Genomic DNA, 20,646 nt, shown 5'->3' on the forward strand with positions numbered 1-20,646 from the left:
ATTAAAAAAACAAAGACCCAAGGAGGGGCAGGTCCAAAAAATAAAACCCGCTCCCCGAAGGGAACGGGCGAGTCGAGCTTAAGCCTGGGTAGCGTATTTGGCCAGGCGCGGATCGTTCTTCAGGACAGCCAGGGTGTTGGTATGCACGTCTTCTGCGGTCACGTCAGCCTTGCTGAAGATCTGCTGGAAGTGCTCGTGGGTCACGGCTGCGAAGTGCGCGCGGTCTTCCGGCGCCACGCCCAGTACCACGGCGTAAGTCGTCAGCGCTTCGCCGTTGCCTTTGGCCATGTCTTCGGACAGCTCGTTCATCATGCCATTCATGGCAAACCAGGATTTGCCGCCATAGGTCAGCGACGCGTTGGTCGAGCAACCGTTGGTGCCGGAAGTCATACCAAAGGTTGCGTTACCGGAAGTGCCGTTGGTGGTGGATGCCAGGAAGTGAGCCGGAGTGCCACGCTGACCTTCGAACAGCATGTTGCCCCAACCGCAATCCGGACCGCCTGGCGCTTGTGCCATGGCGTTGATGGATACAGCGGTGAAGAGAGTACCGAGAAGAATCCGTTTCATAGCTTTGTTCTCTTTATGTGCATACCAATGGACAGGGTTTGGCCCGAACTGGCGCCAGTGGGCCGGTTATTGTTCCAGCCGCGCAGTTTGGAGTTTAGGCATGTTCCAAGGGTTCCGTGACATTTTGCGAAATATTCGTTGAAAAGCTCGTTTTAGGCACGACCTGCCTGGGGCTGAGCGTTTGGCTATGCTTTGACTCAAGGCGCGCCTTGCCAGTGAGGTACGGGCAGCGCCAGAATGCCGCTATCTGCCCCGCCTGATGTAAGGAAGCCCGATGCCTGATCCTGTTGCTGCCAGCTTGCGTCTAGCGCCCGAAGCGCTGACTCGTCCGTTTTCCGCTGAACAGTTCAGCTTCTCTACCACCAATGATCTGGAGCCCTTTCGCGGAGTGCTCGGCCAGGAACGCGCGGTCGAAGCCTTGCAGTTCGGCGTTGCCATGCCGCGCCCCGGTTACAACGTATTTGTCATGGGTGAGCCCGGCACGGGCCGGTTTTCGTTCGTCAAACGCTACCTGAAGGCCGAAGGCAAGCGACTGCAGACCCCGCCGGACTGGGTCTACGTCAATAATTTCGATGAGCCGCGCGAACCCCGGGCACTGGAATTGCCGTCAGGCAGCGCCGGTGCGTTCATCGGTGACATCAACGGTTTGATCGACAACCTGTTGGCGACGTTTCCCGCCGTGTTCGAGCACCCGTCCTATCAGCAGAAGAAAAGTGCCATCGATCGCGCCTTCAACCAGCGGTACGACAAGGCCCTGGATGTGATCGAGCGATTGGCGCTGGAGAAAGACGTCGCGCTCTACCGCGATGCCAGCAACATTGCGTTCACCCCGATGCTGGACGGCAAAGCCCTCGATGAAGCGGAATTCGCCCAACTGCCGGAAGCTGATCGCGAGCGGTTTCACGACGACATCTCTGCGCTCGAAGAGCGGCTGAACGAAGAGCTCGCGAGCCTGCCGCAATGGAAGCGTGAATCGAGCAATCAGTTGCGTCACCTCAACGAAGAAACCATCACACTGGCCCTGCAGCCTTTGCTGGCGCCGTTGTCGGAAAAGTACGCAGAGAACGCGGCAGTTTGCGGTTACCTGCAAGCGATGCAGGTCTACCTGCTGAAAACCGTGGTGGAACAATTGGTTGACGACAGCAAGGCTGACGCCGTCGCCCGCAAGATGCTCGAAGAACAATATGCACCAAGCCTGGTGGTGGGGCATTCCGCCAGCGGCGGCGCACCAGTGGTGTTCGAGCCGCATCCGACCTACGAAAATCTGTTCGGCCGCATCGAATACAGCACCGATCAGGGCGCACTCTACACCACCTATCGACAGCTTCGTCCCGGGGCGCTGCACCGGGCCAATGGTGGTTTCCTGATTCTCGAAGCGGAAAAAATGCTCGGCGAGCCGTTCGTCTGGGATGCGCTCAAGCGCGCCCTGCAATCGCGCAAGTTGAAAATGGAATCGCCCTTGGGCGAACTGGGCCGCCTGGCGACCGTGACGCTGACTCCGCAACACATTCCGTTGCAGGTCAAGGTGGTCATCATCGGGGCGCGCCAGCTTTATTACACGCTGCAGGACCTCGATCCGGACTTCCAGGAGATGTTCCGCGTCCTGGTGGACTTCGACGAAGACATTCCGATGGTCGACGAGAGCCTGGAGCAATTCGCGCAGCTACTCAAAACCCGCACCTCCGAAGAAGGCATGGCGCCGCTGACCGCCGACGCGGTGGCACGCCTGGCTACCTACAGCGCGCGTCTGGCCGAACACCAGGGGCGGCTGTCGGCGCGCATCGGTGATCTGTTCCAGTTGGTCAGCGAGGCGGACTTCATACGTCACCTGGCGAGCGACGAAATGACCGATGCCGGGCACATCGAACGCGCGCTCAAGGCCAAGGCCACCCGCACCGGACGCGTCTCGGCGCGGATTCTCGACGACATGCTGGCCGGGATCATCCTGATCGACACCGATGGCGCAGCCGTTGGCAAGTGCAACGGGCTGACGGTGCTGGAGGTCGGTGACTCGGCATTCGGTGTGCCGGCGCGGATTTCCGCCACGGTTTACCCGGGCGGCAGCGGCATCGTCGATATCGAACGCGAGGTCAACCTGGGTCAGCCGATTCACTCCAAAGGGGTGATGATCCTCACCGGGTATCTGGGCAGCCGTTATGCCCAGGAATTCCCGCTGGCGATTTCCGCCAGCATCGCGCTGGAGCAGTCGTACGGTTACGTTGATGGTGACAGCGCGTCGCTGGGCGAGGCGTGTACGTTGATTTCGGCCCTGTCGAAAACGCCGCTCAAGCAGTGTTTTGCCATCACCGGTTCCATCAATCAGTTCGGTGAAGTGCAGGCGGTGGGTGGGGTCAACGAGAAGATCGAAGGCTTCTTCCGCCTCTGTGAGGCCCGTGGGCTGACGGGAGAGCAAGGGGCGATCATTCCGCACGCCAACGTGGCCACGCTCATGCTCGACGAGAAAGTGCTGGCGGCGGTGCGCGCGGGGCAATTCCACGTTTACGCGGTTCGCCAGGCGGACGAAGCCCTGAGCCTATTGGTGGGCGAGCCGGCTGGCGCGCCGGACGAGAACGGCGAATTCCCTGAAGGCAGCGTCAACGCACGGGTGGTGGAGCGCCTGCGGGTGATCGCCGAGATGATCAGCGAAGAAGACATCAAGGAAGCTGAGAAGGAAGCGGCACAGGAAGCGCTGGCCGAGGCGAAACCGGCGTAAATACCCTGTGGGAGCGGGCTTGCTCGCGAAAGCGTCGTATCAGTCGACATATTTGTCATTTGATACACCGCTTTCGCGGGCAAGCCCGCTCCCACATTTGCATCCAGTGTTCCCCTGAAAGTGCCATCACCCTGACGTCAAAATTCACACAGTGACCATTCGGCGCCTTCTGGTCTCGATATGCATGCGCAGCGAACTTTTCTTCTATCCTCAGCTCAAGGATAAGGAGAGTCATAAAAGGATCGAGACAGCTCCCAGTGGGGCTGAACAGCGGATCTACCGAGGGTCGCCGCCATGTCGCGCAACCTCTGCCTCACCCGTCAATGTCTGGGTCTTGTGACCCGTATCGAATGTGCCATTCGCCCGCTGGCGGGCGATACCGGCATGTGGACCTTACTCTTCGCCGCCGGCATGGCTGGCGAGCAACCTTCGGCGATCAAGGCGCAGGGTCCGTTTCATGGCCCCTTCGTAGCTGAATCGATCCTCGACACCATCGTTGAAAGCCTGACCCTGCACGGCTACGAACTCGCGGACGACCCTCAGATCTGGTGCCTGCACTTGCAAGCCCAGCTTCGGGAAATCAACGGCGGTCGTTGCCGCAGCCCCGCTCACTTTCCGTCCTGAAGGGCGGCAGGGCTACTGGACTGCGTTGGACGTGTCAGCCTTGTCGAGCTTGACCTCAAAGCCGTATTGCACGGTGGTGAGGTCGGTGCGCTGATAGGTCTCCAGCCGCGTCGGCTGGCCGTAAAAATAATGCACGCCAAACAGCGCCGGGCCTTGCGCGCTCGCGTCATGGCTGACCGATAGAATTTCTTTGAGATAGTGGCCGGTGTCATCCTTGGCAAAAAAACGCCAGTCCTGAGCGGGAAACTGCTTGAGGTCCACCACCAGTGCATTGCCTTTGAGCTCCAGGCCCTTGGGGAGCGCCTGAGTGTCGATGGTCTGTTTGTCGATCGTGGCCAGGAACAGCGGCATGGAGCCCACCGCGTAAGCGGGCGTTTGCGCGAACAGGTTCAAGTCATAAGTAATGGTGCCGCTCAGAGGGTCGATCTGATACGCCTCTGACGGTAGCTCGATCGGCTCGTCGCGTTTGCCACTGCTGTCCTCGGTAAAAAACGTGACAGGGCTGTCGCCAGGGTTGAAGGACGCGCCCAACAACTCATCGTTGAAACTTGGGGTGTGCTCGAACTCGATGCGCGCAGCGCCAGGGTCGTCGACCGATTGCCGGATGGTGACACTTTTCTTCAGTTGATCCTCGCTCAGCGTCGCGCCTTTGAGCCAGGTAGGGGCGTGATCGTCATAGACCACGACCGGTGGCGTCAACGGCTGGACAGCTTTGGCCGTGGTGTGCGGATCGAAACGCTGGATCGGCAGGTCGAGTTCCTTGCGGGTGACCGTGGCCTTCGAGAAGTCGAGCACGCTGACTTCGAGGCGCTCCACAGGCCCGTTGAAATACACCCTGGAATACAGGTTTTTCTGTTGCTTCTCAAAGGCGTGTTGCTCGTCTTCGAGTTGCTTTTCAAAGGCGTCGCTCCAGGCTTTTTGCTGCTGCATTTTTGCCAGTTGTTTCTGGTAGAAGGCAATTTGCGCGGCGCTCTGGTTGATTGAGCCAGCTCGTGAAAGAAACTGTCCGCTGGCGTCCCGGGCCTGGACGATCAAGGGGTTGATCAGGATCTCGGCAAGCTCGGGTGCCAGTGGAGCGCTGTTGCTGTATTCGATTTCGGCGTAATTGTGGGTCAACTTCAGCAGCGTGACGTGGAGATTGTCGTTGTTGCGAGTCTGGCCGATGTCCTTTTGGCTCAGGTCAAAACTGTAGAGGCGGCGCGGTACGATCACTTCCACTGTGCCTTGCAGGCTCACGGGCTGCGGCTGATGGTTGTTTTGCACCTCAAGGCCATCGATGAAGGGGTAGGTGACGGTAAGATCGTCGGGATTGGTTACGTTTGAACTCGACGGGCTCAATTGAATACCCGGGTCGGTTTCCGACCATTCCGGTTGAAATGCGATGACCCGCTTGTTGCTCAGGGTCACCGACTGCCATTGCGTTGTGTGGGGAAAGAGAAACCCGGCGGGAATGTCGAAGTTGAAGGGGAACAGGGGTTGCAGATCGGTCAGGTAGTCGGAGCTGGAATCCTTGTGCAGCACGATCAAGCCGTTAATGTACGTGTCGACCAGGGCCTGGGGCGTGGGATAGTGCTTGAGCACGGCCAGCACGTCTTCGCCGTATTCGGTTACCACGGGTTTGCTGTCGAGCTTGAGCTGCGCTCGCTCAAGCAACAACAGTGAGCTGCCCAGCTCGGTCACGGCCTCCTTGAGCTTGGGGTCTTGAATCGCCTCCAGGGACGTTTCGAACTGTGCAGTCTTTTCTTCGAGGCTGACCTGGGACTTATCCTCGCCGGGTGAGCATCCGCTCGTCAGCAGGGCCAGACACATCCCGAGGCTCTTCAACGGCAATCGCCCATCCATTCCAGTCTTCCTGTCTGATATCACTGCGCTGTCATGGTTTGGACACTAGCAGAAAAACCTTGTCATACACGTGCAGGTCGCGGATTTACCGACGGTTTCTGGGTGTAACAGGTGGCTGGTATACTCGCCGCCATTTCCAACCCATGTGTGAGATTCAATGGAACGTTTTATCGAAAATGCAATGTACGCCTCCCGCTGGCTGCTGGCGCCGATCTACTTCGGCCTTTCCCTCGGTCTGCTGGCGCTCGCGCTGAAATTCTTCCAGGAAGTCTTCCACGTCATTCCCAACGTGTTCTCCATGGCCGAATCGGACCTGATCCTGGTGTTGCTGTCGCTGATCGACATGGCGCTGGTGGGTGGTTTGCTGGTGATGGTGATGATTTCCGGCTACGAAAACTTCGTCTCCCAACTGGACATCGACGACACCAAGGAAAAGCTCAACTGGCTGGGCACCATGGACTCGTCTTCGTTGAAGATGAAGGTCGCGGCTTCCATCGTGGCGATTTCCTCGATCCACCTGCTGCGTATCTTCATGGACGCCAAGAACGTCGATCCCGAGCATCTGATGTGGTACGTGATCATTCACATGACCTTCGTGGTCTCCGCGTTCGCCATGGGCTACCTGGACAAGGTCACCAAGCATTGATTGCCAGCGCCACCGCTCGAACCGGACAAGCGGTGGCGCATTGGGCTTGTACTTTGATGTTCTGACGCCTATGCCTGTATGAGTATTGTCTCGCCAGTGCGTGAGGTGCATTCATGAACTTTGAAGAGCTACATGCTTATGCCATCGCCGGAAAAGTCCAAGAGCTGAACCTGCTTTCGTTGGAAGGCGGGATCTACCTGATCGAAGCGCGCATGCACGGTGCGGCGTACCCGCTGAGCGATGCACGTGGCCAGATGTATCACCTGCGCTCGATAGAGCACGCGCGTGAGGTACTTCGCTCCTTTCCCGACCTGCCACTCAACCTGGTGCACACTTCGGTCCAGGATGAAATGTGCGGCATGGCGCCCGGCGAGGAGGAATGCCTGAAGGTGCCGCTGGGCTTCGGTTCCGCCTGGCATCACTGACACGCTTCATCCGTGCAACGACATCTGTGCTAGTCTGCTGGCCCTTTTTGGTTCCGGGCGCTCCGGGTTGGCCGTGCATGCGCGGCAGATTCCGGGTCGTCCGCACAGCGGAGCAGTGTCATGTCCGAAGTAAATCTGTCCACCGACGAAACCCGCGTCAGCTACGGCATTGGCCGTCAGTTGGGCGACCAACTGCGTGACAACCCGCCGCCGGGCGTTAGCCTGGACGCGATCCTGGCGGGTCTGACCGACGCGTTCGCCGGTAAGCCAAGCCGAGTAGGTCAGGAAGAGCTGTCCGCCAGCTTCAAGGTGATCCGCGACATCATGCAAGCCGAAGCAGCCGCCAAGGCTGAGGCAGCGGCGGGTGAAGGCCTGGCTTTCCTGGCTGAAAACGCCAAGCGTGATGGCATCACCACCCTGGCTTCCGGTCTGCAATTTGAAGTGCTGACCGCAGGTGAAGGCGCCAAGCCATCCCGTGAAGACACCGTGCGTACTCACTACCACGGCACCCTGATCGACGGCACTGTGTTCGACAGCTCCTACGATCGTGGCCAGCCTGCAGAGTTTCCGGTAGGCGGCGTCATCGCCGGCTGGACCGAAGCGCTGCAACTGATGAACGCTGGTAGCAAATGGCGTCTGTACGTGCCGAGCGAACTGGCTTACGGCGCTCAAGGCGTTGGCAGCATTCCGCCGCACAGCGTACTGGTGTTCGACGTCGAACTGCTCGACGTTCTGTAATACCCGCTACCTGTAGGAGCGAGCATGCTCGCGATGGTCGCCAACGATAACGCCGGGCGTCTGACAACCAGCGGTGTCCGGACTACCATCGCGAGCATGCTCGCTCCTACAGGTACAGGTACAGGTACAGGTACAGCGTTCAGCGAGGTGTCTCATGGATGAAATCTGCCGCTGAGATCACCCGCCGGGCGCAACGCCCGCGCATAGCAGAACAGAAACAGGTTACGCACCAGTTCCTTGAGCACCACCGGCTCGCTGGAACTCAAGCCGTTGACGTCCAGGTCGCCCTGATCCTGCAGCTCGTTCAAGGCTTCTTCTTCAAGCACCGCACAGACTTCCCCGGTTTCCCGATGCAGGATACGCAGGTAGGGGTGTGGACGGTCCAGCCAGGCATCGATCAAATAAGTCATGGGGCTCATCTCCATTGATGGGTTTCAATGAGAATAATTCTTATTCAATAAATAGCAAGAGCCTATTGGCGGTTTGTGCTTTTTTGCGGGTAAAGATTGTGTCAGGTCAACACGGCTGGCGTTTGGCTATTGCGAGCAAAGGCTGGGCGAGGAGGGGAGGGCGAAGCACCATCCCACGCCTGGCGCGGGATGGAATACAGCAGGTTCAGACTTTTCTGACGAACTCGGACTTGAGCTTCATCGGGCCGATGCCGTCGATCTTGCAGTCGATATCGTGATCGCCATCGCACAGGCGGATGTTCTTGACCTTGGTACCGACCTTGACCACCAGAGAGGTGCCTTTGACCTTCAGGTCCTTGATCACGGTGATGGTGTCGCCGTCCTGCAGGATATTACCTACCGAATCCTTTTTCACGGCGTCATCGGACACCGTTTCTGCTTCGCCACTGGCGGACCACTCGTGGGCGCACTCCGGGCAGATCAGTTGGGCGCCGTCTTCGTAGGTGTATTCGGAATTGCATTTCGGGCAGGGTGGCAACGTGCTCACTAAGGCTCCTTAGGTTCAGGATCGCTAAAAAGCGCACATTGTATAGGGTTTTTCGTGATTCCTGTAGGAGCGAGCATGCTCGCTCCTACAGGACAGAAAAGATCAATGCGTACGCGCGACCGCAAACTCGCTCAGTTCTACCAACGCATCGCGATATTCGCTGGCTGGCAGGGCCTCGAGGCATTTGATTGCACGGGCCACGTAATCACGAGCCAGTTGGGCGGTGTAGTCCAGCGAGCCGGAGGCTTCCACGGCTGCGCGGATGCTTTCCAGGTCTTCGATCCCGCCTTTCTGAATGGCTTGACGCACCAGGGCTGCCTGTTCCGGCGTGCCTTCGCGCATGGTGTAGATCAGCGGCAGGGTCGGCTTGCCTTCGGCCAGGTCGTCGCCGACGTTCTTGCCCAGGGTCTCGGCGTCACCTTTGTAGTCCAGCAGGTCGTCGACCAGTTGGAAGGCCACGCCCAGGTGGTCACCGAACGTGCGCAAGGCTTCAGACTGTTCTGGCGTTGCCTCGCACAGGGCCGCAGCACTGTGGGTGGAGGCTTCGAAGAGCATCGCGGTCTTGCCGCGGATGACCTCCATGTAGGTTTCTTCGGTGGTGCTGGCGTCACGAACCTTCGACAGCTGCAACACTTCGCCTTCGGCGATGATGCGCGTGGCTTGCGAAAGAATCTTCATCACGGGCATGGAGCCCAGTTCGACCATCATTTCGAAGGAGCGCGAGTACAGGAAGTCGCCCACCAGTACGCTTGGCGCGTTGCCCCAGATGGCATTGGAGGTCGAGCGACCACGGCGCATGCCGGACATGTCGACCACGTCGTCGTGCAGCAAGGTGGCGGTGTGCAGGAACTCGATGGTGGCGGCGAGCAAGCGCAGATCGTCGCCTTCGCGGCCCAGGGCCTTGCCACACAGCAGCACCAACAAAGGACGCAAGCGTTTACCACCCGCCGAGGTAATGTAGTCGCCGATTTTCGAGACCAGCGGCACGCGGGACGTCAGTTGCTTCTTGATGATGCCGTCGACGGCGCTAAAATCGTCCGCCACCGCGCGGTAGAAAGCTTGGGGTTGCATCAGCGACAGTCGCTCCAGAAGGGTTGCGCGGCATGCTAGGACCCACGTCCGGGCCTGTCAAGGCGCGATGGACGGCCTATTGCAAGGCGCTCGTGCCTTGCGTACAATCGCGCACCCTGAACTTCCTGGGCAGCACCTGCCTTACGCAATTGCAACGGGCCTTCCAGCCCAATGCAGCCATGCCAGCCAATACCTCTTCCTATAAAGAGCTGGGTGAGCAGGATTATCGGAGAAATACCATGTCTTATGCAGTAATCGTTACTGGCGGCAAGCAGTACAAAGTCGCCCCAGGTGAATACCTGAAGATCGAAAAACTGGAAATCGCTACCGGCGAATCCGTTACCTTTGATCGCGTTCTGTTGGTTGCCAATGGTGACGACGTGAATATCGGTGCTCCAGTTGTTGCCGGCGCTACCGTTGTGGCTGAAGTGATCTCCCAAGGTCGTCACGATAAAGTCCGCATCATCAAGTTCCGTCGCCGTAAGCACCACATGAAGCGTATGGGCCACCGCCAGTGGTACACCGAGATCAAAATCACCGGTATTCAGGCTTAATTTCAGCCTAATTCCTCACTAGGAGAATTGAACTCATGGCACACAAAAAAGCTGGTGGTAGTACCCGTAACGGTCGCGACTCAGAAGCCAAACGCCTTGGCGTGAAGATGTATGGCGGCCAGAAAATCATTCCGGGCAACATCATCGTGCGTCAGCGCGGCACCCAATTCCACGCCGGTTACGGTGTAGGCATGGGTAAAGATCACACCCTCTTCGCGAAAATCGAAGGCGTGATCAAGTTTGAAGTAAAGGGCGCGTTCAACCGCCGTTACGTGAGCGTAGTCGCAGCTTAATTGCGCACTCGCTGGAAAAGCCCTGTCTCGCGACGGGGCTTTTTCGTTTGTGGGGTGAGTCTCTTGCAAAACTGTTTGTATGGGCTGTCGGCGCGCTGGATTCGCGGTCGTTGATTGAGGTCGCTGCGCTCATTTTTGCAAGAGTCTTACATCTGGATTTTTTCGGCTCGTCCGTACGGCGAGAGGCGTTTTGTTATGAAGTTTGTTGATGAAGTATCCATTCGAGTAAAGGCCGGTGACGGTGGCAACGGTTGCATGAGCTTCCGTCGCGAGAAGTTCATTGAGAACGGTGGTCCGAACGGCGGTGACGGGGGTGATGGTGGCTCGGTCTACATGATCGCCGACGAAAACCTCAATACCCTGGTGGATTACCGTTATACCCGCCACTTCGATGCCGAGCGTGGCTCCAATGGTGGCAGCACAGACTGCACTGGCAAGAAAGGCGAGGACCTGGTGCTGCGCGTGCCGGTGGGCACCACGGTGATCGATTCCGCTACCCAGGAAGTCATCGGCGACCTGACCAAGGCTGGCCAGAAGCTGTTGGTTGCCCATGGTGGCTGGCACGGTCTGGGCAACACCCGTTTTAAATCCAGTACCAACCGCGCGCCACGCCAGACCACGCCGGGTAAGCCGGGTGAGCAACGTGACCTCAAGCTGGAAATGAAGGTGCTGGCGGACGTGGGCCTGTTGGGTTTGCCGAATGCGGGTAAAAGCACCTTCATTCGTTCGGTGTCAGCCGCCAAGCCGAAAGTGGCCGACTACCCGTTCACCACGCTGGTGCCGAACCTGGGTGTGGTCTCCGTGGATCGCTGGAAAAGTTTCGTGATCGCGGACATTCCGGGTCTGATCGAAGGTGCCTCCGACGGTGCAGGCTTGGGGATTCGCTTCCTCAAGCATTTGGCGCGTACTCGCCTGCTGTTGCATCTCGTGGACATGGCGCCGCTGGATGAAAGCAGCGCCCCGGATGCGGCCGAAGTCATCGTCAGTGAGTTGACCAAGTTCAGCCCGTCCCTTGCTGAGCGTGATCGTTGGCTGGTGCTGAACAAGTGCGACCAGATCCTGGATGAAGAGCACGACGCTCGCGTCAAGGAAGTCGTTGATCGCCTGGAGTGGACCGGTCCGGTCTACGTCATTTCGGCGATCTCCAAGCTGGGCACCGAGCGCCTGTGCCACGACATCATGCGTTACATGGAAGATCGTGCCGACCGACTGGCAAACGACCCTGCATACCGGGAAGAATTGGCAGACCTCGATCAGCGCATCGAAGACGAGGCGCGTGCCCAGTTGCAGGCGCTGGACGACCAGCGTGCGCTGCGTCGCAGTGGCGTCAAGTCGGTCCATGACATCGGCGACGATGATTGGGACGAGGAAGACGTGGATGATGAAGATGGTCCGGAAATCATTTACGTGCGCGACTGACGCGTTGCGATAAACTGAAGCGCCGCTCAATCGAGCGGCGTTTTAGTATCTGGAAATCGTCAGTATCTGGGATCTGGTAGACACGAATAACGTTACGGGCAGCGCCAGGTCGCGCTGCCCTCAGGCTAAGGTTGAAGATGATGCGGAGCAAGGTGACAGGTGCGCAGCGTTGGGTCGTGAAAATCGGCAGCGCTTTGCTGACGGCGGACGGCAAGGGTCTGGATCGCGCGGCAATGAGTGTCTGGGTGGAGCAGATGGTGGCCCTGCACGAGGCGGGCGTCGAGTTGGTGCTGGTGTCCTCTGGCGCGGTAGCAGCGGGCATGAGCCGTTTGGGCTGGACCGCGCGACCCAGTGCGATGCACGAGCTCCAGGCGGCTGCAGCAATCGGTCAGATGGGGTTGGTGCAGGCTTGGGAGTCGAGCTTTGCCGAGCATGATCGGCACACCGCGCAGATTCTCCTGACCCACGACGACTTGTCTGATCGCAAGCGCTACCTGAATGCCCGCAGCACCCTGCGCGCCCTGGTCGAATTGAAAGTGATTCCGGTGATCAACGAAAACGACACCGTGGTCACCGATGAGATTCGCTTCGGTGACAACGACACCCTGGCGGCGCTGGTGGCCAACCTGGTTGAGGCTGATCTGCTGGTGATCCTCACGGATCGCGATGGCATGTTCGACGCCGATCCGCGCAACAATCCTGACGCCCAACTGATCTACGAGGCGCGCGCCGATGATCCGGCGCTCGATGCGGTGGCGGGCGGTACAGGTGGGGCGCTGGGTCGTGGTGGCATGCAGACCAAATTGCGTGCGGCACGCTTGGCGGCGCGTTCCGGTGCGCACACCATCATCGTCGGCGGGCGCCTTGAGCGTGTGCTGGATCGCCTGAAGGCGGGTGAACGCATCGGCACCTTGCTGTCGCCTGAGCGCGGCATGCTGGCGGCACGTAAGCAGTGGCTGGCCGGGCATCTACAGACCCGTGGCACGTTGGTGCTGGATGCGGGTGCGGTAACGGCGTTGTCCCAAGGCAATAAAAGTTTGCTGCCGGTGGGCGTCAAGCTGGTCCAGGGCAGTTTCCGTCGCGGCGAAATGGTGGTGTGCGTGGCGCCGGACGGGCGTGAGATTGCCCGTGGCCTGGCGAACTACAGTGCACTCGAGGCACAAAAAATCATCGGTCAGTCGTCTGAGGCGATTGTCGGTCTGTTGGGGTATATGGCTGAGCCGGAACTGGTTCACCGCGATAACCTGATTCTGGTCTGAGGAAATACCTGAATGCGTGTGGCAAAAGGATTGTTGGGCATGCTGTTGGCAATGCCGCTGCTGGCTTCGGCCGAAGAAATTGGTCAGGTGTCGACGGTGTTCAAGTTCGTCGGTCCGAATGACCGTATCGTCGTCGAGGCGTTTGATGATCCGAAGGTCGAGGGTGTGACCTGCTACCTGTCGCGCGCCAAGACCGGGGGTGTGAAGGGTGGTCTGGGTTTGGCCGAGGATCGTGCCGAAGCCTCCATCGCTTGCCGCCAGGTCGGGCCGATCAACTTCAAGGGGCAGTTGAAGGATGGCGAAGAGGTGTTCAAGGAGCGCACCTCGCTGGTCTTCAAGACCATGCAGGTGGTGCGTTTCCTCGACAAGAAACGTAATACGCTGGTGTATCTGGTCTACAGCGATCGCCTGATCGAAGGCAGTCCGCAGAATGCGGTGACGGCGATTCCGATCTTGCCGTGGGCCAGCGCGCAGTAACCTGAACGAAAAATACTGTGGGAGCGAGCGTGCTCGCTCCCACAGTGCTCTCTATATCATCAAATCACAGACAATAAAAAACCGACCCTTGGGTCGGTTTTTTAGTGAACGCGTCGCTTAGGCAGCAGCGGCAACGTTCAGGGCCTTTACGTGGCCATTCAGGCGGCTCTTATGGCGAGCAGCCTTGTTTTTGTGGATGATGCCTTTATCGGCCATGCGGTCGATAACTGGCACAGCCAGGGTGTAAGCGGCTTGAGCTTTTGCAGCGTCTTTTGCGTCGATGGCTTTAACTACATTCTTGATGTAGGTACGAACCATGGAACGCAGGCTGGCGTTGTGGCTGCGACGCTTCTCAGCCTGTTTAGCACGTTTTTTGGCGGAAGGTGAGTTGGCCACCGTCGAGCTCCTCGAAAGACTTTTTAGGAAATAGCAAACAAAATAGGCCGCGAATCATGCCGATGAGTTGAAGTCTTGTCAAGGGCGGTTGAGACGTTCCGCTAAGTGGTAGGTATAAAGAGGCGGGAGATTTCTTTCCGGCGTTTGACCTGTAAACTCGCGAGCTTTGGCTCTGTGCTGTTGCGGCGCGGAGTATCGCACAAGTAGGCGCATTGTTCGCCTGCTGTTTATCGACAGGCGCGAACTCTTTTAATGAATCTGCTCAAATCATTGGCGGCCGTCAGCTCTATCACGATGCTTTCCCGAGTTCTGGGGTTCGTACGCGACACCCTCATCGCGCGCGCCTTCGGTGCGGGGATGGCAACGGATGCTTTCTTTATCGCGTTCAAGCTGCCCAATCTGTTACGCCGAATCTTCGCTGAGGGAGCGTTCTCCCAAGCGTTTGTGCCGATTCTCGCCGAATACAAAAACCAGAAAGGCGAGGAGGCAACGCGCACTTTCATTGCCTACGTATCCGGGCTGCTGACGCTGGTGCTGGCGCTGGTGACCGCGCTGGGCATGCTCGCCGCGCCCTGGGTGATCTGGGTGACCGCGCCTGGTTTTACCGACACGCCGGAAAAATTCGAGCTCACTTCCAGTCTTCTGCGCGTGACCTTTCCTTATATATTGCTGATCTCCCTGTCTTCACTGGCAGGCGCCATCCTCAATACCTACAACCGTTTCTCGGTGCCGGCCTTCGTGCCGACCCTGCTCAATGTCAGCATGATCATCTTCGCGGTGTTCCTGACGCCGTATTTCGATCCGCCGGTCATGGCCCTGGGCTGGGCGGTGCTGGCCGGCGGCCTGGCGCAACTGTTGTATCAACTGCCGGCACTGAAAAAGATCGGTATGCTGGTACTGCCGCGCCTGAATCTGCGTGACAGTGGCGTATGGCGGGTCATGAAGCAGATGCTGCCGGCGATTCTCGGGGTGTCGGTCAGCCAGATTTCACTGATCATCAACACGATTTTTGCCTCGTTCCTGGTGGCCGGTTCCGTGTCATGGATGTATTACGCCGACCGTCTGATGGAATTGCCGTCCGGCGTGCTGGGCGTGGCCTTGGGCACGATTCTGCTGCCGACCCTGGCCAAGACCTACGCGAGTCAGGACCGGACCGAATATTCGCGCATACTCGACTGGGGCCTGCGCCTGTGCTTTGTGCTGGTGCTGCCCTGTGCCCTGGCATTGGGGATCCTGGCTGAGCCGCTCACGGTTTCGCTGTTTCAGTACGGCCAGTTCAGTGCCTTCGATGCGGCCATGACGCAGCGAGCGCTGATTGCCTACTCGGTCGGTTTGCTCGGTATTATCGTGATCAAAGTGCTGGCGCCGGGCTTTTACGCGCAACAGAACATCCGCACGCCGGTGAAAATCGCGATTTTCACGCTGATTGTTACGCAGTTGTTCAACCTGATGTTGATCGGTCCGCTGGCCCATGCCGGTCTGGCCCTGGCCATCAGTGCGGGTGCCTGTCTCAATGCCGGGTTGCTGTTTTACCAACTGCGCAAGCAGCAGATGTACCAACCGCAACCGGGGTGGGCGAAGTTTGGCGCCAAGCTGGTAATCGCCGTGCTGGTGATGTCTGGGGTATTGCTGGCCGGGATGCACTTCCTGCCGGCGTGGGATCAGGGGCACATGCTCGAGCGTTTCCTGCGCCTGGGCGCGTTGGTCGCGGCAGGTGTGGTTTCGTATTTCGGCATGTTGCTGTTAATGGGCTTCCGTTTACGCGACTTCAATCGCAAGGCGTTGAGCTGAAGACTTTGCCTTGAAAATCATCGGCGGGCCGGCGGTTTTGTCGGCTCGATCACTTTGGGTTACGGTGCTGCCTGTCGTCGGCCGCCGGGTGTGGTTATAATCGACCACTTTATGAGCAAGAAGCGCGTTATGCAGCTGGTTCGAGGCCTTCAAAACCTGCGCCCCCAGCATCGGGGCTGTGTCGCCACTATTGGCAACTTTGACGGTGTTCACCGTGGTCACCAGGCAATCCTGGCGAGACTTCGTGAGCGTGCGCGCGAGTTGGGCGTACCCAGCTGCGTGGTGATTTTCGAGCCGCAGCCGCGAGAGTTCTTCGCTCCTGACACCGCGCCGGCGCGCCTGGCCCGATTGCGCGACAAGCTGCAGTTGATGGCGGGCGAGGGCGTCGATCGCGTACTGTGCCTGGCGTTCAATCAGCGCCTGAGCAAGCTCAGTGCCAGCGAATTCATCGATACCATTCTGGTCGACGGCCTGGGCGTCAAGCATCTTGAGGTCGGTGACGACTTTCGCTTCGGCTGTGACCGGGTCGGCGATTTCGAGTTCCTGCAACAGGCTGGTGTCATGCAAGGCTTTACCGTCGAAGCCGCGCAAACCGTCGAGCTCGATGGCATTCGCGTCAGCAGTACCCAGGTGCGTAATGCCCTGGCGGCCGCTGACTTCGCCTTGGCCGAGCGCCTTCTCGGGCGTCCATTCCAGATTACCGGAAGGGTATTGCACGGACAGAAACTGGCGCGCCAACTGGGTACGCCCACTGCCAACATTCAACTCAAACGTCGTCGAGTGCCGCTGACCGGGGTGTATCTGGTCAATGTCGACATCGACGGCAAGACCTGGCCAGGCGTCGCCAATATTGGCGTACGGCCCACGGTCCAGGGAGATGGCAAAGCCCATCTCGAAGTCCATCTTCTGGATTTTGCCGGCGATCTGTATGACCGGCGTCTGACGGTGGTTTTCCACCACAAGCTGCGTGAAGAGCAGCGTTTCGCCTCTCTGGAGGCGTTGAAAACGGCGATCAACGCGGATGTCGCCGCCGCCCGTGCACTAGCCGCACCTAGCGCCCATCGCTAATGAAGAGCCTTAAATGACCGACTATAAAGCCACGTTAAACCTTCCGGACACCGCCTTCCCAATGAAGGCCGGCCTGCCTCAGCGCGAACCGCAGATTCTGCAGCGCTGGGACAGCATTGGCCTGTACGGAAAGTTGCGCGAGATTGGCAAGGATCGTCCGAAGTTCGTCCTTCACGACGGTCCTCCGTACGCCAACGGCACGATTCACATCGGTCATGCGCTGAACAAAATCCTCAAGGATATGATCATCCGCTCCAAGACCCTGTCGGGCTTCGATGCGCCGTACATTCCGGGCTGGGACTGCCACGGCCTGCCGATCGAGCACAAGGTCGAAGTGACCCACGGCAAGAACCTGGGCGCGGACAAGACCCGCGAACTGTGCCGTGCCTATGCCACCGAGCAGATCGAAGGGCAGAAATCCGAATTCATCCGTCTGGGCGTGTTGGGCGACTTTGCCAACCCCTACAAGACCATGGACTTCAAGAACGAGGCCGGTGAAATCCGTGCCCTGGCCGAAATCGTCAAGGGCGGTTTCGTGTTCAAGGGCCTCAAGCCGGTGAACTGGTGCTTCGACTGCGGTTCGGCACTGGCCGAAGCGGAAGTCGAGTACGAGAACAAGAAGTCCTCGACCATCGACGTGGCATTCCCGATTGCCGACGAAGGCAAACTGGCTGCCGCGTTCGGCCTGCCGTCGCTGGCCAAGCCGACTGCCATCGTGATCTGGACCACCACCCCGTGGACCATCCCGGCCAACCAGGCGCTGAACGTCCACCCGGAATTCACCTACGCCCTGGTCGATATCGGCAGCAAGCTGCTGGTGTTGGCCGAAGAGTTGGTCGAGGCGTGCCTGTCGCGCTACGGCGTCGAAGGCTCGGTACTGGCCACTGCACCGGGCTCGGCGCTGGAACTGATCAACTTCCGTCACCCGTTTTACGACCGTCTGTCGCCGGTCTACCTGGCCGACTACGTCGAGCTGGGCGCCGGCACCGGCGTGGTTCACTCCGCTCCTGCCTACGGCGTGGACGACTTCGTGACCTGCAAGAAGTACGGCATGGTCAACGATGACATCCTCAACCCGGTGCAAAGCAACGGCGTATACGTGCCGTCGCTGGAGTTTTTCGGCGGCCAGTTCATCTGGAAGGCCAACCCGGCCATCGTCGACAAACTGACCGAAGTCGATGCGCTGATGCACACCGCTGTCATCGAACACAGCTACATGCACTGCTGGCGCCACAAGACCCCGCTGATCTACCGCGCCACCGCGCAGTGGTTCATCGGCATGGACAAGCAGCCAGCCACTGGCGAGACCCTGCGCCAGCGTTCGCTCAAGGCCATCGAAGACACCAAGTTCGTGCCGGCCTGGGGCCAGGCGCGCCTGCACTCGATGATCGCCAACCGTCCGGACTGGTGCATCTCTCGCCAACGTAACTGGGGCGTGCCGATCCCGTTTTTCCTCAACAAGGAAAGCGGCGAGCTGCACCCACGTACCGTCGAGCTGATGGAAGAAGTGGCCAAACGCGTCGAAGTCGAAGGCATCGAGGCCTGGTTCAAACTGGACGCCGCCGAACTGTTGGGTGATGAAGCGCCGCAGTACGACAAGATCAGCGACACCCTGGACGTCTGGTTCGATTCGGGCACCACGCACTGGCACGTTCTGCGCGGTTCGCACCCAATGGGCCACGAAAACGGCCCGCGTGCCGATCTGTATCTGGAAGGTTCGGACCAGCACCGCGGCTGGTTCCACTCATCCTTGCTGACCGGTTGCGCCATCGACAACCACGCGCCATACCGCGAGCTGCTGACCCACGGCTTCACTGTCGACGAGTCTGGCCGCAAGATGTCCAAATCGCTGGGCAACGTGATCGCACCACAAAAAGTCAACGACACCCTGGGTGCCGACATCATGCGTCTGTGGGTCGCCTCGACTGACTACTCCGGTGAGATGGCGGTGTCCGAGCAGATCCTGCAACGCAGTGCGGACGCCTACCGGCGTATCCGTAACACGGCCCGCTTCCTGCTCTCCAACCTGACCGGTTTCAACCCGGCCACCGACCTGCTGCCCGCTGAAGAAATGCTGGCCCTGGACCGTTGGGCGGTGGATCGCACCCTGCTGCTGCAGCGCGAGCTGCAAGAGCATTACGGCGAATACCGCTTCTGGAACGTCTACTCCAAGATCCACAACTTCTGCGTGCAGGAGTTGGGTGGTTTCTATCTCGACATCATCAAGGATCGCCAGTACACCACCGGCGCCGACAGCAAGGCTCGGCGTTCGTGCCAGACTGCGCTGTTCCACATCAGCGAAGCGCTGGTGCGCTGGATCGCACCGATCCTGGCGTTCACCGCCGACGAGCTGTGGCAGTACCTGCCGGGCGAGCGTAACGAATCGGTGATGCTCAACACCTGGCACGAAGGCCTGACCGAACTGCCGGAAGGCTTCGAGCTGGATCGTGCGTACTGGGACCGGGTCATGGCGGTCAAGGTCGCGGTCAACAAGGAAATGGAAATCCAGCGTGCCGCCAAGGCCGTCGGTGGCAACCTGCAAGCCGAAGTGACGCTGTTCGCCGAAGACGCACTGAGTGCCGACCTGGCCAAGCTGAGCAACGAACTTCGCTTCGTGCTGATCACCTCCACCGCCAGCGTTGCGCCATTGGCGCAGGCACCGGCCGATGCCGTGGTCACTGAAGTGAGCGGCCTGAAGCTGAAGATCGTCAAGTCGGCTCACGCCAAATGCGCCCGTTGCTGGCACTGCCGTGAAGATGTCGGCGTGAATCCGGAACATCCGGAAATCTGCGGCCGCTGCGTGGACAACATCAGCGGTGCTGGCGAGGTTCGTCACTATGCCTAATGGCGTTGGTCGTTTTGGACGGCTGGGTTGGCTCTGGCTGAGTTTGCTGGTCCTGGTCATCGACCAGGCCAGCAAGTTCTACTTCGAGGGCTCGCTGAAGATGTACCAGCAAATCGTGGTGATCCCCGATTACTTCAGTTGGACCCTGGCCTACAACACCGGCGCCGCGTTCAGCTTCCTGGCTGACAGCTCCGGCTGGCAGCGCTGGTTGTTCGCGCTGATCGCCGTGGCCGTCAGCGCGGTACTGGTGGTGTGGCTCAAGCGCCTGGGGCGTAACGAAACCTGGCTGGCGGTCGCCCTGGCGTTGGTGCTGGGTGGCGCGCTGGGCAACCTGTATGACCGCATCGCCCTGGGCCATGTGATCGATTTCATCCTGGTGCATTGGCAGAACCGCTGGTATTTCCCGGCGTTCAATTTCGCTGACAGTGCAATCACTGTGGGCGCGGTGATGCTGGCGCTGGACATGTTCAAATCCAAAAAAACTGGAGAAGCCGTTCATGACTGAACAGGTATTGGCTGAACAACGCATCCGAGAGCACACCGAAGTCACTTTGCACTTTGCACTGAACCTGGAGAACGGCGACACGGTCGACAGCACTTTCGACAAGGCACCGGCGACCTTCAAGGTCGGTGATGGCAACCTGCTGCCAGGTTTCGAGGCCGCGCTGTTTGGCTTCAAGGCCGGCGACAAACGCACGCTGACCATTCAGCCGGAAAACGCCTTTGGCCAGCCTAACCCGCAAAACGTCCAGGTCATCCCGCGCTCGCAGTTCAAGGACATGGAGCTGTCGCCGGGATTGCTGGTGATCTTCAACGATGCGGCCAATACTGAACTGCCTGGCGTGGTGAAAGTCTTCGATGACGAGCAAGTGACCATCGACTTCAACCATCCGCTGGCCGGCAAGACATTGACCTTTGACGTGGAAATCATTTCCGTCACGGCGTTGTAAGCGACACACGA

At 59.1% G+C, this 20,646-nt stretch carries 22 protein-coding genes; 15 read left to right on the forward strand and 7 right to left on the reverse strand.

Features of this window, described 5'->3' with window-relative positions:
* Window positions 1–78 precede the first annotated feature (78 nt).
* A complete protein-coding gene (locus AB4N33_RS25530; protein WP_192309054.1) occupies window positions 79–567 on the reverse strand; it encodes a DUF3015 domain-containing protein in 489 nt (162 codons plus the stop codon).
* A gap of 274 nt (window positions 568–841) precedes the next feature.
* Between AB4N33_RS25530 and AB4N33_RS25535 the strand changes: the two genes are divergently transcribed.
* Together AB4N33_RS25535 and AB4N33_RS25540 are read left to right on the forward strand one after the other, a co-directional pair.
* Window positions 842–3,280 carry a Lon protease family protein gene (locus AB4N33_RS25535; RefSeq protein WP_460120718.1) on the forward strand — a complete coding sequence of 813 codons (2,439 nt, stop codon included), beginning with the start codon at window positions 842–844 and terminating at the stop codon, window positions 3,278–3,280.
* A gap of 294 nt (window positions 3,281–3,574) precedes the next feature.
* On the forward strand, window positions 3,575–3,904 hold the full coding sequence (locus AB4N33_RS25540; RefSeq protein WP_460120720.1) for a PA4575 family protein: 330 nt from the start codon (window positions 3,575–3,577) through the stop codon (window positions 3,902–3,904).
* A 12-nt stretch (window positions 3,905–3,916) separates the two neighbouring features.
* On the opposite strand, the gene AB4N33_RS25545 is transcribed toward AB4N33_RS25540, so the two are convergent.
* Window positions 3,917–5,746, reverse strand: coding sequence for a hypothetical protein (locus tag AB4N33_RS25545; protein WP_476458503.1), 1,830 nt, complete (start codon window positions 5,744–5,746; stop codon window positions 3,917–3,919).
* A 157-nt stretch (window positions 5,747–5,903) separates the two neighbouring features.
* On the opposite strand from AB4N33_RS25545, the gene AB4N33_RS25550 reads away from it, so the two are divergent.
* The 3 genes from AB4N33_RS25550 to AB4N33_RS25560 all read left to right on the forward strand — a co-directional run bounded on the left by AB4N33_RS25550 (window position 5,904) and on the right by AB4N33_RS25560 (window position 7,555).
* Window positions 5,904–6,392 (forward strand): TIGR00645 family protein, encoded by a 489-nt coding sequence (locus tag AB4N33_RS25550; protein WP_175378846.1) that lies wholly within the window; start codon window positions 5,904–5,906, stop codon window positions 6,390–6,392.
* 113 nt (window positions 6,393–6,505) lie between these two features.
* Window positions 6,506–6,817, forward strand: coding sequence for a DUF6482 family protein (locus AB4N33_RS25555; RefSeq protein WP_460120723.1), 312 nt, complete (start codon window positions 6,506–6,508; stop codon window positions 6,815–6,817).
* 120 nt (window positions 6,818–6,937) lie between these two features.
* A complete protein-coding gene (locus AB4N33_RS25560; RefSeq protein WP_460120725.1) occupies window positions 6,938–7,555 on the forward strand; it encodes an FKBP-type peptidyl-prolyl cis-trans isomerase in 618 nt (205 codons plus the stop codon).
* A 152-nt stretch (window positions 7,556–7,707) separates the two neighbouring features.
* Here AB4N33_RS25560 and AB4N33_RS25565 read toward each other — a convergent pair whose 3' ends face one another.
* The 3 genes from AB4N33_RS25565 to AB4N33_RS25575 all read right to left on the reverse strand — a co-directional run bounded on the left by AB4N33_RS25565 (window position 7,708) and on the right by AB4N33_RS25575 (window position 9,583).
* A complete protein-coding gene (locus AB4N33_RS25565) occupies window positions 7,708–7,965 on the reverse strand; it encodes a PA4570 family protein (protein WP_460120727.1) in 258 nt (85 codons plus the stop codon).
* A gap of 205 nt (window positions 7,966–8,170) precedes the next feature.
* Window positions 8,171–8,512 carry a zinc ribbon domain-containing protein YjdM gene (locus AB4N33_RS25570; protein WP_460120729.1) on the reverse strand — a complete coding sequence of 114 codons (342 nt, stop codon included), beginning with the start codon at window positions 8,510–8,512 and terminating at the stop codon, window positions 8,171–8,173.
* A gap of 102 nt (window positions 8,513–8,614) precedes the next feature.
* Window positions 8,615–9,583 carry a polyprenyl synthetase family protein gene (locus AB4N33_RS25575; RefSeq protein WP_460120731.1) on the reverse strand — a complete coding sequence of 323 codons (969 nt, stop codon included), beginning with the start codon at window positions 9,581–9,583 and terminating at the stop codon, window positions 8,615–8,617.
* A gap of 239 nt (window positions 9,584–9,822) precedes the next feature.
* On the opposite strand from AB4N33_RS25575, the gene rplU reads away from it, so the two are divergent.
* The 5 genes from rplU to AB4N33_RS25600 all read left to right on the forward strand — a co-directional run bounded on the left by rplU (window position 9,823) and on the right by AB4N33_RS25600 (window position 13,585).
* The gene (gene rplU / locus AB4N33_RS25580) at window positions 9,823–10,137 is read left to right on the forward strand and encodes a 50S ribosomal protein L21 (protein WP_003176051.1); all 315 of its coding nucleotides are present in this window, start codon (window positions 9,823–9,825) and stop codon (window positions 10,135–10,137) included.
* Window positions 10,138–10,172: 35 nt separating this feature from the next.
* A complete protein-coding gene (gene rpmA, locus AB4N33_RS25585; RefSeq protein ID WP_003176049.1) occupies window positions 10,173–10,430 on the forward strand; it encodes a 50S ribosomal protein L27 in 258 nt (85 codons plus the stop codon).
* Window positions 10,431–10,625: 195 nt separating this feature from the next.
* On the forward strand, window positions 10,626–11,849 hold the full coding sequence (gene cgtA, locus AB4N33_RS25590; protein ID WP_460120733.1) for an Obg family GTPase CgtA: 1,224 nt from the start codon (window positions 10,626–10,628) through the stop codon (window positions 11,847–11,849).
* 140 nt (window positions 11,850–11,989) lie between these two features.
* Window positions 11,990–13,108: a glutamate 5-kinase gene (gene proB / locus AB4N33_RS25595; RefSeq protein WP_460120735.1), complete on the forward strand. Its 1,119-nt coding sequence runs from the start codon at window positions 11,990–11,992 to the stop codon at window positions 13,106–13,108.
* Between the two features lie 12 nt (window positions 13,109–13,120).
* On the forward strand, window positions 13,121–13,585 hold the full coding sequence (locus AB4N33_RS25600; RefSeq protein WP_460120737.1) for a CreA family protein: 465 nt from the start codon (window positions 13,121–13,123) through the stop codon (window positions 13,583–13,585).
* A gap of 117 nt (window positions 13,586–13,702) precedes the next feature.
* Here AB4N33_RS25600 and rpsT read toward each other — a convergent pair whose 3' ends face one another.
* A complete protein-coding gene (gene rpsT, locus AB4N33_RS25605) occupies window positions 13,703–13,981 on the reverse strand; it encodes a 30S ribosomal protein S20 (protein ID WP_368555431.1) in 279 nt (92 codons plus the stop codon).
* A 252-nt stretch (window positions 13,982–14,233) separates the two neighbouring features.
* Here rpsT and murJ point away from each other — a divergent pair, with 252 nt between their 5' ends.
* Complete coding sequence (gene murJ / locus AB4N33_RS25610; protein ID WP_460140880.1) at window positions 14,234–15,772, forward strand: murein biosynthesis integral membrane protein MurJ; 1,539 nt, start codon at window positions 14,234–14,236, stop codon at window positions 15,770–15,772.
* On the opposite strand, the gene AB4N33_RS25615 is transcribed toward murJ, so the two are convergent.
* Window positions 15,740–15,994, reverse strand: coding sequence for a hypothetical protein (locus tag AB4N33_RS25615; RefSeq protein ID WP_460126901.1), 255 nt, complete (start codon window positions 15,992–15,994; stop codon window positions 15,740–15,742). The genes murJ and AB4N33_RS25615 overlap by 33 nt on opposite strands.
* On the opposite strand from AB4N33_RS25615, the gene ribF reads away from it, so the two are divergent.
* From ribF to fkpB, 4 genes are read left to right on the forward strand one after another with little or no spacing between them, the layout of a single operon-like run.
* Window positions 15,902–16,840, forward strand: a complete 939-nt coding sequence (gene ribF, locus AB4N33_RS25620) for a bifunctional riboflavin kinase/FAD synthetase (RefSeq protein WP_460120740.1) — start codon at window positions 15,902–15,904, stop codon at window positions 16,838–16,840. The two genes, AB4N33_RS25615 and ribF, sit on opposite strands and share 93 nt — an antisense overlap.
* A gap of 13 nt (window positions 16,841–16,853) precedes the next feature.
* Window positions 16,854–19,685, forward strand: a complete 2,832-nt coding sequence (ileS, locus tag AB4N33_RS25625; protein ID WP_476458504.1) for an isoleucine--tRNA ligase — start codon at window positions 16,854–16,856, stop codon at window positions 19,683–19,685.
* Complete coding sequence (gene lspA, locus AB4N33_RS25630; RefSeq protein WP_460120744.1) at window positions 19,678–20,190, forward strand: signal peptidase II; 513 nt, start codon at window positions 19,678–19,680, stop codon at window positions 20,188–20,190. The genes ileS and lspA overlap by 8 nt, the downstream gene beginning before the upstream one ends.
* A gap of 7 nt (window positions 20,191–20,197) precedes the next feature.
* A complete protein-coding gene (gene fkpB / locus AB4N33_RS25635) occupies window positions 20,198–20,635 on the forward strand; it encodes an FKBP-type peptidyl-prolyl cis-trans isomerase (protein WP_460126891.1) in 438 nt (145 codons plus the stop codon).
* Window positions 20,636–20,646: the final 11 nt, after the last annotated feature.

Source organism: Pseudomonas sp. S1_E05 (assembly GCF_056337105.1).

Coding starts and splice junctions, on each gene's coding strand:
- rplU (WP_003176051.1), top strand. CDS start 9,823: ATGTCTTATGCAGTAATCGTTACTGGCGGCAAGCAGTACAAAGTCGCC.
- rpmA (WP_003176049.1), top strand. CDS start 10,173: ATGGCACACAAAAAAGCTGGTGGTAGTACCCGTAACGGTCGCGACTCA.
- AB4N33_RS25530 (WP_192309054.1), bottom strand. CDS start 567: ATGAAACGGATTCTTCTCGGTACTCTCTTCACCGCTGTATCCATCAAC.
- AB4N33_RS25600 (WP_460120737.1), top strand. CDS start 13,121: ATGCGTGTGGCAAAAGGATTGTTGGGCATGCTGTTGGCAATGCCGCTG.
- AB4N33_RS25535 (WP_460120718.1), top strand. CDS start 842: ATGCCTGATCCTGTTGCTGCCAGCTTGCGTCTAGCGCCCGAAGCGCTG.
- ileS (WP_476458504.1), top strand. CDS start 16,854: ATGACCGACTATAAAGCCACGTTAAACCTTCCGGACACCGCCTTCCCA.
- AB4N33_RS25545 (WP_476458503.1), bottom strand. CDS start 5,746: ATGGATGGGCGATTGCCGTTGAAGAGCCTCGGGATGTGTCTGGCCCTG.
- AB4N33_RS25540 (WP_460120720.1), top strand. CDS start 3,575: ATGTCGCGCAACCTCTGCCTCACCCGTCAATGTCTGGGTCTTGTGACC.
- AB4N33_RS25575 (WP_460120731.1), bottom strand. CDS start 9,583: ATGCAACCCCAAGCTTTCTACCGCGCGGTGGCGGACGATTTTAGCGCC.
- lspA (WP_460120744.1), top strand. CDS start 19,678: ATGCCTAATGGCGTTGGTCGTTTTGGACGGCTGGGTTGGCTCTGGCTG.
- AB4N33_RS25560 (WP_460120725.1), top strand. CDS start 6,938: ATGTCCGAAGTAAATCTGTCCACCGACGAAACCCGCGTCAGCTACGGC.
- murJ (WP_460140880.1), top strand. CDS start 14,234: ATGAATCTGCTCAAATCATTGGCGGCCGTCAGCTCTATCACGATGCTT.
- ribF (WP_460120740.1), top strand. CDS start 15,902: ATGCAGCTGGTTCGAGGCCTTCAAAACCTGCGCCCCCAGCATCGGGGC.
- cgtA (WP_460120733.1), top strand. CDS start 10,626: ATGAAGTTTGTTGATGAAGTATCCATTCGAGTAAAGGCCGGTGACGGT.
- AB4N33_RS25555 (WP_460120723.1), top strand. CDS start 6,506: ATGAACTTTGAAGAGCTACATGCTTATGCCATCGCCGGAAAAGTCCAA.
- AB4N33_RS25565 (WP_460120727.1), bottom strand. CDS start 7,965: ATGACTTATTTGATCGATGCCTGGCTGGACCGTCCACACCCCTACCTG.
- proB (WP_460120735.1), top strand. CDS start 11,990: ATGCGGAGCAAGGTGACAGGTGCGCAGCGTTGGGTCGTGAAAATCGGC.
- AB4N33_RS25550 (WP_175378846.1), top strand. CDS start 5,904: ATGGAACGTTTTATCGAAAATGCAATGTACGCCTCCCGCTGGCTGCTG.